The organism is Pseudoalteromonas sp. SG45-5 (assembly GCF_014164085.1).
GTDB lineage: Bacteria > Pseudomonadota > Gammaproteobacteria > Enterobacterales > Alteromonadaceae > Pseudoalteromonas > Pseudoalteromonas aliena.
Genome location: NZ_JACJEM010000081.1, coordinates 1 through 13,444, shown reverse-complemented (window position 1 = coordinate 13,444; position 13,444 = coordinate 1). Strand labels below are relative to the sequence as shown.

General features: G+C 39.5%; 11 protein-coding genes. 3 read left to right on the top strand and 8 right to left on the bottom strand.

Features of this window, described 5'->3' with window-relative positions; all coding sequences use genetic code 11:
- Positions 1–181: 181 nt before the first annotated feature.
- The 4 genes from H5119_RS18850 to H5119_RS18835 all read right to left on the bottom strand — a co-directional run bounded on the left by H5119_RS18850 (position 182) and on the right by H5119_RS18835 (position 3,517).
- Entirely contained in the window at positions 182–1,033 is an 852-nt protein-coding gene (locus tag H5119_RS18850) for an alpha/beta hydrolase (protein WP_077538899.1), read from the bottom strand.
- Positions 1,034–1,040: 7 nt separating this feature from the next.
- Complete coding sequence (locus H5119_RS18845) at positions 1,041–1,937, bottom strand: acyl-CoA desaturase (protein ID WP_182703323.1); 897 nt, start codon at positions 1,935–1,937, stop codon at positions 1,041–1,043.
- 7 nt (positions 1,938–1,944) lie between these two features.
- On the bottom strand, positions 1,945–2,904 hold the full coding sequence (locus H5119_RS18840) for a hypothetical protein (protein WP_259399034.1): 960 nt from the start codon (positions 2,902–2,904) through the stop codon (positions 1,945–1,947).
- 196 nt (positions 2,905–3,100) lie between these two features.
- Positions 3,101–3,517, bottom strand: a complete 417-nt coding sequence (locus tag H5119_RS18835; protein ID WP_138585218.1) for a MerC domain-containing protein — start codon at positions 3,515–3,517, stop codon at positions 3,101–3,103.
- A 137-nt stretch (positions 3,518–3,654) separates the two neighbouring features.
- Between H5119_RS18835 and H5119_RS18830 the strand changes: the two genes are divergently transcribed.
- Both H5119_RS18830 and H5119_RS18825 read left to right on the top strand, forming a co-directional pair.
- A complete protein-coding gene (locus tag H5119_RS18830) occupies positions 3,655–6,069 on the top strand; it encodes a TonB-dependent receptor (protein ID WP_182703322.1) in 2,415 nt (804 codons plus the stop codon).
- A gap of 32 nt (positions 6,070–6,101) precedes the next feature.
- Positions 6,102–7,508, top strand: coding sequence for a 5-methyltetrahydrofolate--homocysteine methyltransferase (locus H5119_RS18825; protein WP_182703321.1), 1,407 nt, complete (start codon positions 6,102–6,104; stop codon positions 7,506–7,508).
- Between the two features lie 129 nt (positions 7,509–7,637).
- Here the strand turns inward: H5119_RS18825 and H5119_RS18820 are convergent, their stop codons facing one another.
- The 3 genes from H5119_RS18820 to H5119_RS18810 all read right to left on the bottom strand — a co-directional run bounded on the left by H5119_RS18820 (position 7,638) and on the right by H5119_RS18810 (position 10,736).
- A complete protein-coding gene (locus tag H5119_RS18820; protein ID WP_182703320.1) occupies positions 7,638–8,543 on the bottom strand; it encodes an NYN domain-containing protein in 906 nt (301 codons plus the stop codon).
- Positions 8,544–8,737: 194 nt separating this feature from the next.
- Positions 8,738–10,045, bottom strand: a complete 1,308-nt coding sequence (locus tag H5119_RS18815; protein ID WP_182703319.1) for a DEAD/DEAH box helicase — start codon at positions 10,043–10,045, stop codon at positions 8,738–8,740.
- A gap of 250 nt (positions 10,046–10,295) precedes the next feature.
- Positions 10,296–10,736 (bottom strand): hypothetical protein, encoded by a 441-nt coding sequence (locus tag H5119_RS18810; protein WP_182703318.1) that lies wholly within the window; start codon positions 10,734–10,736, stop codon positions 10,296–10,298.
- A 51-nt stretch (positions 10,737–10,787) separates the two neighbouring features.
- Between H5119_RS18810 and H5119_RS18805 the strand changes: the two genes are divergently transcribed.
- Positions 10,788–11,968 (top strand): IS3 family transposase gene (locus H5119_RS18805; protein ID WP_182703317.1). Its coding sequence is split into 2 segments (ribosomal slippage): positions 10,788–11,046 and positions 11,046–11,968, totalling 1,182 coding nucleotides; the frame shifts between segments, so codons are not numbered across the junction.
- Here the strand turns inward: H5119_RS18805 and H5119_RS18800 are convergent.
- A complete protein-coding gene (locus H5119_RS18800; protein WP_310737452.1) occupies positions 11,943–13,310 on the bottom strand; it encodes an ATP-binding protein in 1,368 nt (455 codons plus the stop codon). The two genes, H5119_RS18805 and H5119_RS18800, sit on opposite strands and share 26 nt — an antisense overlap.
- Positions 13,311–13,444: the final 134 nt, after the last annotated feature.

The following is a 13,444-nucleotide window of genomic DNA, read 5'->3' as shown; positions in this document are numbered from 1 at the left end:
ATAGGCTAGCTATTGACGCGTAAATTCGCCTTGTTTTCACTGAGAATCTCTAGCTAGAGAAAAATAAATTTAAATATCATTATGGTTCAATATGTTAGTAAATCTCTTAACCAGAGTTCAGGTTATTTACTAAAAAAGCGACACCACATTGGGTAGTCGCTTTTTTTATGTTTGTTAAGAATCATTTAATTGTATTATTTTTCGCTTTACCCAGCACCCAATCTAGGCCTTGGATTGCTGTTGTTGGAAATGCGGTTGCATGACTAGCCCCTTCAATAACCACACTTTTTAATTCTATATTGTCACTTTTAAGTGCGTTAATTTTTTGCACCAGCTGCGCTGCACCTTCAACCATATTTTGCCCTTCGCCGAAAGCTGGTATTTCCCTTGTACCAACAGATATATACACCTTTATAGGCAATTTGGGCTTATGCGCTTTTAACGCTAATAGTGCATTATTATCAAACCAAACCGATGGGCTGCCAATAATATAGTTACTAAATAAATCAGGCGTTAAAAGTAAAATAGTTGCACCCAATAAGCCGCCTAGCGAGTTACCTATGTAGGTTCTTTGTAAGTTACTGGCCCGATAGTTTTTTTCGATAAAGGGAAACACTGTACTTTGTAAAAATTCAGCATGCCCTTTGGCATTACCCGTTTGCTTTTTCCAATCTTTTGCAAAGGTAGGCGTGTAATCTCTAATTCGACTATTAGAGCCAACAGAGCCTTTTTCATAACCAATAGCCACAATAATAGCCTGCTGCATTTTGCCGCTATTCATAGGGAACCGTGTTGCTCCTGCCACTATAGGAAACGTATACGGCGCATCGGTTACATAAATAACCGGATACGTTTTATCAGGCTGTTTTGTATATGATGTTGGAAGCTGAATATAAATAGAATAAACACGCTTAGTTGAAGGCTCAGTAAGCTCTAAAACATTACTTCTGGGGATTTCGTATGGCGTATTGGCACTTAATTTAAAGCAAATAACTGCGCAAAAAAATAACAACCACTTTGGTAGTAAATTCATTTTCATACTAAAGATTTATCCTTTGTAATTCATCGCGCTTGGGGAGGTGCTTTGGTAATACTAAATCCCAAACCAAGCCTAGTGTCTCCATTTTTTTAAGTACTAGCCAGCCAACATCTAACTGGCCTTTTTCTAAAGCAAAGTTAGCCGAACCAGGAAATGCATGGTGGTTATTATGATAACTTTCTCCCATTGTTAGCAGCGCTGCAAAGGGGACGTTATAACCTTGTATATGCGCATGATTTACATGCCAATTTCTTTGTCCATGGTTATGTGCAAAATACCCAATCAGCCAGTGACCTATAATAGAAATACTGACTCTCACGCATATTCCCCATACAACCCAAGGCATGCCTCCCAACCAAAATAGCAATAGTGCCAAAGGTAGCTGTTGCAGCATCCATGTCTTCTCCATACATCTATAAGCATTGTTTTGTGTAACACATGTTTCAATATTAAAAGTCGGTGGGTAAGTAAGCTTAATATCGCAAAAAATTTGCCAGAAAAAATCTTTCCACATAGGCTGCTGATGCCCAAAGTAGTCGTGGCAATACTGCTGTCGCTGTGCCCAATCGCGCATATCATGGGTTTTAATCATGCCTACAGGCCCAGCTAAACCAACTATTACACCTAAATGAACAAAAAGGTATTCAAGCCACGCGGGGCATTGGTAGCTTTTATGTATCAGTCTACGATGCATCCCAAGAGAGTGCCCAAAGCATAAAATAACACTAGTCGTTATAATAAAAACAAATAAAACTGTAAGTGAAAACGTATACCAGCCACCTATAATGGCAATTAATATCATCCCACCTACCCACAACACTTTTACTGGGGATAAAACAACATGCCCAGCTTTGGCGCAGCTTTGTTTATTTGTTAAGACCCTCTCATTTGTGTACATAGCCATCCTAAGCTGTTTCTGGAACAAATAGCTCATTCAAAAGCATATCTGCCGTTTGCCCAATAGCGTATTCTTGAATTGGACCAAAATACCAAGCGGGATCTAAAAATCGATGATAATAAATAGTCAGCGCTACTTTAGTATTTCCATTTTTAGTTTTAATAAAGCGGATTTCGGTTCCTTTTAGTTTTAAATAGTTACCTATGTAGCTCGTATCTTCTAAAAATGTAGTGCGAATATAATCGTTTTCGACTTGGGTTAACTCTAGTTTCATATGCCCTTTGTGTGTGTTTGTTACAAACCAACGATGATAAGTAAAATCAATATGATGCACATCACCAGCGGATAAAGTACCCGCTTCTATATTGCTTGGCATAGGGAATAAACTTAACAGCCAATTACGCTCAATATCTAACTGCATAGGTTTGATAAGTTTTTGTTGGATTTCTTCAGGGGTCGCATTTATAACCAACTCTTTAGTTATCGAATACTCTCGTTCAAAACTGGCACTTGGCACTACTCCTTCAAATGCACTTAAAAAAATAACAGCCGGTAATATATGGGCATAATGTGTGCCCTTCTTTTTACTTCGTAAATAACAGGTTAGTAGCTGAAATAAATACATAAGCAACAATATGCCAAAGTAGATTGGCATAAACATAATTACACAAACAAAGCCCTCAAATAAAACAACAGACGTGCCAAGCATCACAATAAGCGACCACAAAACTAAATTTCCGTAATATCGGTTTAAGGTGGGTTGTTCAGGCTTTTTAATTATGTACAGTAAAGCGATTGAGACAAAAAATGGTATGCCAACATATAATAATGCGGTTCTATCAAAGTTATAAGACATTAGCGTACGTATAAGTAATGAGCTAGCGCCTATTAATAGCAGTATTGATATATTACGGCGGCGCTTACTTATCGATTGAGGTACTGACGGGAAAGGTGGCTTTTCTGACATTACGTATCCTACGTAGCTTGTTTGAGTATGAATACGCAACATTTAGCCAGTTAACTAAATACACATGATCCATATGCGGCATTTTACGCCCAACAAAAAAGTTATTAGACGTTCGGTTTTGAGCCGTATATAAAAACCTAATAACACACCTAAGGCAAGGTATAAAATGCATAAAAAAGACGCGAAGGCGTCTTTTTTATGTAACCTGCTCCGATGTATCACCAGAGCACGGGCAATCCCCATCTTCTTTTTTAAGACACTGGCGGTAGTTAAACCAATGCGCTATGGCTATAAACGTTGAGCCAGTTAAAGTTAGCGCCTTTTCTGCACCTTCATGCTCTATAAAAATAGCAAGTAACATTAAACATAAACCCACAATCCCAAAAACCATATAACTAAACTGTTTATGTTTTTTACAGCCTAGACTTAACGCAAGTAAACTTGTGGGCAACACCGCCATTAATATCCATATATGAAATTGCTCATTATCTAACTGCAGTGCTGCCAAACTTGGTAAAAGCACCAAAATAACGGGTGTTGCAAAACAATGCACGGTGCATATTAACGAAAGCCCTATCGCTAGGCGATCCATTACACTTTGACTAGATTTCATTTTTTCCTCCATTAATAAATACCTGCAAAAAATTTCACTTTTAAATAAGCCTTTAAACCACAACCGTTAATTACACTTGCTACATTATAACATTTAAAGCACAATTGATACATTATAACATATCGTAAGAGGCAAAAATGAAACGAAAATCTCAATTAGCTGTGTTGATAGCAGCTTTATTACCCGCAAGTGTGCTTGCAAAATCCATTGAAGGTATTGTGCTAAACAAGCAAGGTAACGTTGTTGCCAACGCAACAGTAGAAGTTGAAGGCTCAGACATAAAAGTTACAACGGATGCAAACGGCAAATTTGTAATAACGGGTTTAAAAGGCGGTTTAAAAGAACTTCACGTTGTTGCCCCAGGTTATGCCCATCTTCATCGCGATATCACCCTCAATACCAGTGATAGCCAATCGGTTGCTTTTAATTTAGAGCGCTCACCAATTGAAGTTATTGACATTGAAGCAACCCCAATTCATATGTCAGCAATGGAATCAGCCTCTCCGGTAAGTGTTTTATCAGGTGAAAAATTAAGACGCGAAAAAGCCGCAACACTCGGTGACAGCTTGGAAAGACTGCCAGGTGTTAATACTAATTTTCACGCCAAAGTCGCCAGCACCCCAATTATTCGTGGCTTAAGTGGACCTCGAGTTCTGATCACTCAAAATGGCCTTGATGTGAGTGATGTGTCAAGAGTGGGTCCAGATCATTCAGTTGCTTCAGAGGCGTCAACTGCACAACAAATAGAGGTATTACGCGGCCCTGCAACGTTATTTTACGGCAGTGGTGCAATTGGCGGGGTAGTCAATGTGGTAGATAACCGCGTACCAACCGACAGTACAACTCGTGGTGAATGGAATGTAGAGCACAACTCGGTTGATGACCAAACCGTTGCTTCTTTTAATGCGACCACAGGCACTGATTCGTTTGCTTTTTATGCTGATGCATTTTGGCGAGAAGCGAATGACTATGAAATACCCGTCGCTGCTGAATTAGCACATGACGATCATGACCATGCAAAGCACCATAGTGATTATGTTGTAAAAAACAGCAACGAAGAGTCTGACGGCTTTACTGTTGGCGCCAGCTATTTATTCGATCAAGGCTTTATTGGTTTAGCCATCGAGCAATTTAATCGTCAATACGGCATTCCGGGTCACTCTCACGGTGGTGAAGACGAGCACAGTGATGAAGAAGAAAGCGTATTTGCCGATTTAGAGCAAACAAAAGTGCAATTATTAGGTGAGTACAACCTAGATAGTAAATGGCTTAATAAGATCAACCTACGTGCAGGCTTTACAGATTACGAGCACGCAGAAATTGAACATGGCTCAGTTGGTACCACATTTAAAAATGAAACCAACGAATTACGCGTAGACATTTTGCATAGTCAATTTAATGAGTGGAATGGCGGCATTAGCTTTCATTACAAACAAAGTGATGTTGAAGCACAAGGCTCAGAAGCGTTTACGCCTCCTTCACAAACACAAAGCTATGCCATTGCACTAATGGAAGAAAGACACTTTGGTGATTTTTTAGTGCAATTAGGTGGCCGCGCCGAACGCGTAACTATCGATGCAAATAACGTGTTACTACCAAGCATTGATGCCCACGCGCACGATGACGTAGGTGGACATGACGACCATGATCACGGCCATGATGAACACAGCAACGCAACTCGCGTATTTGACGCAAAGCATGAATTTACTCCTGTTAGTTTATCTGCTGGCGTAGTCTGGGACTTTGCTCCTAGCTATAATTTAGGCTTGTCATTGTCGCGTTCAGAGCGTGCGCCATCAGCCTCTGAGTTATTGTCGTTCGGCCCTCATATTGGTACTGCAACCTATGAAGTCGGCGCATTGTTTGATATTCATGAAGACGGCCATTTAGGCTTATCTGATCACACCATTGATTTAGAAACCGCCAATAATATTGACCTAACCTTTCGTAAAACCCAAGGCGATATAGGCTTCATTTTTAATGCCTTCTATAACCAAGTAGACAACTATTATTATCAAGTTGAAACAGGCTTATACGCTGAAAGTGGCCACGACCACGGGGATGACCATGATCACGGTGACGAGCATGATCATTCATCTGAATTACCTGTTTATTTATTCAAGACGGACGATGTAACTTTACACGGTTTTGAAGCGCAAGTTGCATGGCAGTTAACCGACGAGTTCAAGCTTGAGCTATTTTCAGATTACGTGCGCGCTCGCCTTGACTCAGGTAGCAATCTACCGCGTACGCCACCACTGCGCTTCGGTACAGAGTTTAGCTACCAAACCGAAAAACTCAGTGCTCACATTCATGCCACTCGCTACCAAGAGCAAGACCGTACCGCTCCTGAAGAAACAGCTACCGATGGTTACACCTTGGTCAATGCCAGTATTTCTTATGATTTATCGGTACTCAATCAAGACCTTTCTTTGTACCTACGAGGCACAAATTTAACGAACACAGAAGCCCGTGTGCATAGCTCATTCTTAAAGAATATTGCGCCACGCCCAGGCCGCAGCTTTGCATTAGGCATTCGTGGCTATTTCTAAGCCATAAAAATTATAAATTAAAGGAAAACAACATGACCAAACTATTCAAACTATTCAAACTAAAACTTATTGCACTTGCAATTAGCAGTACATTAATTACAGCCTGCGGCGATGCAGAAACCAACATTGTTGAAAAAGATCCCATTGCAGTGCCTGATGACGGCCATGATCACGGTGATGATGGCGACCACGGCGATGGCTATACAATCGACTCATTAGGAAGACTCGCTGTACTTGCCGCTGATAGCAACGCAGCCAGCTTTTTTGACTTAGACGACAATAAACTGCTTGAAACATTCACCCTAACACATGATTCAAATACGCTGTCAGTGTCTCCTGATTTTCGTTATGCACTTATTGCAAGTCGCAGCCAAGATTACCTTGGCTTTATTGATGGTGGCTTATGGCGTGAAGACCACGGTGCACACCTACATGACTACGAACAAAGCCCTGTACTTAGCAGTTATGAACTAACCAGCGGCAGCCGCCCTACCCACCTCGTTAATCACGATGGTAAATTAGCTATATTTTATGATGGTGACGCACAATCAGGCACAACCGCCTCAGTAGCGGTGCTAACCGACAACGATATTACAAACGCAACAGCGGCATTACCAAGCATTAGCTACAATATAAATATGCACGGTGTGGCAGAGCCACGCGGCGAGCACGTATTATCAACAATTCGTCGCGATGATGCACAGAGTACATCAAACGCTAAGATCCTGCCTGATCAAGTCGGTGTTTATCATTTTCACGATGGCGAATACGAACTAGAGCAAACACTTGAACTTACTTGCCCTGATTTACACGGTGCAGCACAAAACCACGACACCATCGCATTTGGTTGTAGTGACGGTGTATTACTTGCCCACCAGCAAGGTGATGACTACGAAGCAGAAAAAGTAGCTAATATTGCTACGATAGGCGATCTACGAATTGGTCGATTATACGGCCACGAAAAAAGCGATACCTTTATTGGTATAGCTTCGGGTCATGGCGGCGGCGCTGCTGTACTGTTAAGTATCAACCCAAGCGACGCTGAAATGGAAGCGCTAGAATGGCAACTAGCCGATGGCGCAAGTGCGGTATCTTATTCTTTTTCAGCCAGTGGTGAACACTTTTTAGTACTCGACAGTCTAGGCTTTTTAAATGTACTTACAGGACATGACCATGACGGCGAAATGCACTGGGAACTCGCAGGCCAAGTAGATATTACTCAAGCAGACGTAACCACAATGCCCGCAGGTATGAGCTTTAGTATGACAGTGGCGCAAAATGGTCAGTTTGCTTATATTGCCGACCCAATTGCTCAACACGTTGTACAAGTGCACTTAGAAGACCTAGAAGTGGAAGGTGAACTAGAACTAACCTTCCCACCTGCAAACATTACTTGGTTAGGGATTGCACAAGAGGAAGAACACGACCACGAACATTAAGCTCGTAGCGAGTTTAAACAGTTAAAGTAAACGCTTGAATTATGAGAACCTAATGCTGAATAGTATATTTTATTATTCGGTATTTTTTCATTTAAGTGATATCGAAAATATTTCGAAAGCTCTATACGCCTAGCTTTTAAATAACTGAGTGTATCTTTTGGCATAACTTAGTACTATTTTTGCTGTTTCTTCATTATCAAGTAATAGAATTGGAGGATCCGTTAATGACGGTAAATCATCAAAGCTAGGTAATGGCTTTTCCAACCAGCGCCAGCATTTAGTTCGATTAGCTTCAACTTGTAATAAAGTTAATATTATTTCTTCAAGTATTTCTGGCTGACCAAACCAACCTATAGGTTTAGAAACTGGTTTTCTTCCTCCCTGGATAACACGTGGCAACTGCGACTGTTTTAGCTCATCAATTGAAATATTCCTACGCGTCCAATCAGCATGTATATCTAATTTTTCATTAGGGTAACGAACATTATCAGTAGTAGGGATCACTAAGCCTATTTTAACTTTATTTAGAGATTTTATTTTTTCTAAAGCTCTTTCTAAATCAGTGTCATTAGTAACAAACACGATTTGCTCAATTGAATCATCTGTAAATACATCAAATAAAGCCTCAACGGCAATGTTTACATCAGTTTGCTTTTCTTCAAGCTTCCAAATGTCCACATACTCACATTCATTTGGATGCTTTTTAGGTTCTTTTTGATCAACTTTAAATGCACGTGTTGGATTTATAGAGTAGTAACCTTTGATTATTTCTAGCTGACTATTTGAACTATTAAAAGTTAAAGCTCGGTGATAAGCCTGCTGATCAGCTAAAGAATCTTTTGACGTAGCTGCTTTTTCTACAATATTAGCGGTAAAAAACTTAATGCTTAAATTGTCGTTAGTATGGGCTTTACTTGCAGAGCTGGGGAGGATGTAGTCATCAAATAATTTAAATATATCTAACCACTTGTAAGGTGTTCGCTTAAGACATCCATAATATAAATTATATCCATCAATATATATTCGAGTCTTCAAAGTCGATCCTTAAATTTTAGCTACAAAAAAACCGACACTAAGGTCGGCTTTTTCTCCCTATATCCAGGAGACTCAATGCTACGCGTGGAAGTAGGGTTAGTTGTTAATAGCGATCTTAGTCAAAATTGACCAATACGTCAACAACTGATCTTATCGCCAATTGTAAGTTTAGACAAAATAATAAATTATATTTCCTATTTAGAACGCCCTCTCCAGCCACTCCATACATCATCTATATCATCGGCTTTATTTTTTTTCTTTTTCTTGCCTGTGCCTTCAGGTTTTGCCATTGGCTTTTCGTTTTTAAGCGCCTGAGCGGCATCAAGGTTTGCTTGGTTTACAGCAAAACCTGCCACTTCTTCACGCTCTAAACGTAGTTTGTTTTTCTTCTCGATGATTTTAAAGTGATGAAAGTCTTCGTAATCAATTAGTGATAACGCTAAACCTACTTCACCAGCACGGCCACTTCGGCCAATACGATGCATGTAATCAGCGGGGCTGCGTGGTAGGTTAAAGTTTATTACCACTGGCAGCTTTTCAATATCTAAACCACGGGCGGCAATATCGGTTGCAATAAGTACTTCGATTTCGCCCGTTTTAAACTTTTCGATTACCCGAGTTCGTTCACTTTGGCCTTTATCACCATGAAACACTTGTGCATTAACACCGCGCTTTTCAAGCTTAGCCGCTAAATGCTCACAGTCTTTTTTAGCGTTCACAAAAATCAGCGCTTGGCGCCATTTATGCGTTTTAATTAAATGTGCTAAAACTGTGGTTTTTTCACCTTTGTTTACGGTAAAAACACGCTGTACTAAGGTGCTTTCATCTTTGTTTTGTACTTGTATTTCAACTGGGTCGTTTAAAAGCTCTTGCGTTAATAGCTTAACTTGCTCAGGGAAAGTTGCTGAAAACAACATAGTTTGCTTTTTAGCAGGCATAAGCGCCAACAAATTAGCCAGCTCTTCGGTAAAGCCAAGGCTTAGCATACGGTCGGCTTCATCAAGCACAAGCGTAGTTACATTATCGAGCTTAATCGCATTGCTTGAGATTAAATCAAGTAAGCGACCAGGTGTTGCCACAATAATATCGGCGCCACCACGAAGAGCCTGCATTTGGGTATTAACCGACACACCACCAAACACCGCCACCGTTTTAATTGCGCCATTAAAGTTAGCAGAATACGATTTAACGCTATCGGCCACTTGCGTAGCAAGCTCACGAGTCGGCACTAAAATAAGCCCTGTTACAAAGTTACCTTTGCTGGCAGTATTTTTAGCGCCCTGCTCTAGGAAAGCCTTTTGCAACATAGGCAACGCAAACGTTGCTGTTTTACCTGAACCGGTATTTGCCCCTGCAATTAGGTCACTACCCGCAAGCACACTAGGTATAGCCTTAGCTTGAATAGGTGTAGGCTGGGTATATTCCAAATCGGTTAATCGAGCTAATAGCTCTGGAATAAGGCCAAGTTCGGAAAAAGTGCTAGGGCTTGTGGCTGAGGTCATATTTATTACGGGCTTATTGCTAAAAAAGTAGCCTGTAATTTTAGCGTATTTAGCGCATATTAAGTAGGGGTTAGTGGTTTAAATGTTTTTATAGGTAATAGCTGCGTGCCGTAAGTAATAAACTTGACTCGATAATATTGATACTTCATCAGGTCAAGTTTTCTAGAGCGAAGGTTCACGCTCTAGAAAAATAATTTTTTCCTTAAACAAACCTTGGTGGACTCAGCTTAGTTCTTGGCTATCAATTTTATTATTTAGCTAATAATTTAAACCACTTATCTTTGTAAGGTGATTCGGCCATCAAGGCATCTATATACTTAATTAACTCATCATATTTTTCTTTAATCTCAGCCTCAGTCAACATGTTTTTCAATTTGGGTTTTATCCACTCACAAAGCTTATCTAACTTCTCTTCGGATACAAAAATTATACCCTCAGTAGAATATCCACTTTTAGGAGTTGTAAATAAATGGGGCAAAAGCATGTATTCGTAATCACCTACTCCTGTATCAAATAAATAATGAGCATTTAACCTGGTGGACTTATCTAGTACTAATGATTCAAAACCTCGCGGAGAGGGCACCAAAACCCTAGAGTTTGCATTACTTTTCGATTTTGCTTTCATTAAAGCTGAAAGCAAAGCATTACTGTTATAAGGTTGTAATACAAGTGGTACAGTGATTTTGGCCACCCATTAAGAAAGAAATGTTATGCTAATAAGCATACAAATTTGGGTGAAAAAATGACGAAATTAAAACGCGCAACATATTCAGCGGCAATTAAATTAGAAACGGCTCAGCTTGTAGTAGACCAAGGTTATACGCAAGAAGACGCAGCAAAAGCGATGGGTGTTGGTAAATCAACCGTCAGTAAATGGGTAACTCAATTAAAGCAAGAACGTAATGGTCAGACACCCTTAGCTTCACCAATGACGCCCGAACAAATTGAAATCCGTGAGCTTAAAAAGCAAATACAACGCATTGAATTAGAAAAGGATATATTAAAAAAGGCTACCGCTCTCTTGATGTCCGACTCCCTGAACAATTCTCGTTAATCGAGAAGTTAAATCAACGAGAGCGTTATCCAATTAGTGTGCTATGTAGTGTATTCAATGTGCATCGCAGCAGCTATAAGTACTGGGCCATACGGGATACAACGCCGACACCTGAGCAAGTAAGGTTAGAGGCTGAAGTAAAAGCAATACATGCGATGAGTGGTGGTTCAGCAGGGGCACGGACAATCGCAGCGATAGCAACGAACAATGATTTTGAATTGAGCCGTTATCGTGCAGCTAAGCTAATGGTTAAATTAAAGCTCGAAAGCTGCCAAGTACCTCAACATTCATATAAACGTGGTGGTAATGAACACCTTGAAATCCCAAACCTGCTTGATAGACAGTTTGATGTTGTTGAGCCTGATACCGTGTGGTGCGGTGATGTGACGTATATTTGGACGGGCAATCGCTGGGCTTATTTAGCCGTCGTTATTGATTTATTTGCACGCAAAGTGGTTGGCTGGGCAATGTCGTTATCACCAGATACTAATTTAACGCTAAAAGCGCTTGAACTCGCGTATGAAAGCAGAGGAAAACCGACAGGACTGATGTTTCACTCTGACCAAGGTAGTCATTATACAAGTTTAAAATATCGCCAACGTTTATGGCGCTATAAAATCACACAAAGTATGAGCAGGCGTGGAAACTGTTGGGATAATGCGCCAATGGAGCGATTTTTTAGAAGCTTTAAGACGGAATGGATGCCAAAGAGTGGATATGGAAATTTTATAGACGCTAAATATAGCGTTAGTGATTACATAAATGGATATTACAATAATGTTAGGCCGCATCATTATAATGCCGGTTTAGCGCCAAATGAATCTGAGGTCAGATACCAAGATTCTAAAACTGTGGCCAAATTTTATTGACCACTACAAATGGCTTTTGTTTTGAACACAGGTAAACTAAATCTGTTTTTTGATTTTTAAAGTCATCTGATTCGATTATCTCAATTGTGTTTACCCCATGCCTTTCTTGCCACTCTTTGAATACTAAACATTTTATCAAGTCATCATAATCAGGGTTACTCCCCAAATAGATATTACAAATAGAAACGTTTTCACCATTAAGGTTTTTCTCTCCAATCCTTAATGGCTCTCCATTTAAATGCTCGTCTAAAGCTTTATCAGCAACCTTATATTTGAGCCAAAATTTATCAAAACGATTAAAGTCATCCGATAGCTTTTCCCAAGGGTTATTACTAGACCCCATTAAAGCCATGGTATTTAAAAATAAAGAAAAATGTATTTTAAACTCTTCTTTGTCACCTGAGCTCTCGTGATTAGCTTTTAAATCTTCGACTATAAGCTTAGCAATATAGAAAAGTGAATTTTCTATAAGCAATATTAATTTAGGACTAGCCTCTTTGTTTATTTCATCTCTATTAATTGAAAGCCAAGCACCAGCTTTACCTGAAAGTAAATTTATCGTTATATCTGCAAAAAGAAATTTGATATTTCCAGGATCAAACTCCTGTCCACGATATAAGGTTTTAACCCGCGAGAATCGGCTAGTAGGGTAAAAAAGTAGCTCGACCTGCTCATCACCTAAATCTATAAAGTATCCTTTTTCTTCTTCATCCTTAATATAGAGAGGCATAGCCTCCTGATCTTTCGCTTTATAATGGCCGTTTATTCTAATTGGTGAGTGTTTCGCAAAATCAACTATCGAGTCAGCAATTCGTGCTGACTCAAACGGAAACGATTCATCTAGATTTGGATCGTGACTATCTAAAATCATGCTTTTAACACTTGGCTCTCTATGTAAACTTATACTCCAACTTGTAGCAATTTTTTTAAGCGAAAATATAATCTTAACTTCAGACCCGTGTTGAGTAGATATATCATTAGACAAACTTTTTAAAAGTGCCAACCCCTCTTTTTCACCTAAGGGGTTATATAATTCTGCATGACTACACTCATTCGTAAAGAGACTTTTTGTTGTAATGCTCACTTTATCTGCAAGAATAAATGAACTCTGAAAACCAATACCGAATGCTCCTGATGGCTTCATCCACTCAGGCATTGAATCCACAATATCTTTTTTTGTTTTATTTTTACTAGAGCTACTAATGCTTAATAAGTATGAAAAGTCTTTAATACTGAAGCCGGTACCGTTATCTTTTATAGTTAGCTCCCATAATGAATTTTCATTTTCTTTTGGGCACTCTCCCATTTCTTTGAGTGAAATTTCGATGGCTTCATTATCAATAGCATTCTTGGTAATCCTCCCTAAAAATAATAGATGCCAAATGTAGAATTTTCTCTTATTGTAAACACAGGAGAAAATTATGAAAAAAGCACATTTTACAGATAGTCAGATCCTTGCCATTTTAAAACAAGCAG

Coding starts and splice junctions, on each gene's coding strand:
- H5119_RS18845 (WP_182703323.1), bottom strand. CDS start 1,937: ATGTACACAAATGAGAGGGTCTTAACAAATAAACAAAGCTGCGCCAAA.
- H5119_RS18815 (WP_182703319.1), bottom strand. CDS start 10,045: ATGACCTCAGCCACAAGCCCTAGCACTTTTTCCGAACTTGGCCTTATT.
- H5119_RS18830 (WP_182703322.1), top strand. CDS start 3,655: ATGAAACGAAAATCTCAATTAGCTGTGTTGATAGCAGCTTTATTACCC.
- H5119_RS18840 (WP_259399034.1), bottom strand. CDS start 2,904: ATGTCAGAAAAGCCACCTTTCCCGTCAGTACCTCAATCGATAAGTAAG.
- H5119_RS18825 (WP_182703321.1), top strand. CDS start 6,102: ATGACCAAACTATTCAAACTATTCAAACTAAAACTTATTGCACTTGCA.
- H5119_RS18850 (WP_077538899.1), bottom strand. CDS start 1,033: ATGAATTTACTACCAAAGTGGTTGTTATTTTTTTGCGCAGTTATTTGC.
- H5119_RS18835 (WP_138585218.1), bottom strand. CDS start 3,517: ATGAAATCTAGTCAAAGTGTAATGGATCGCCTAGCGATAGGGCTTTCG.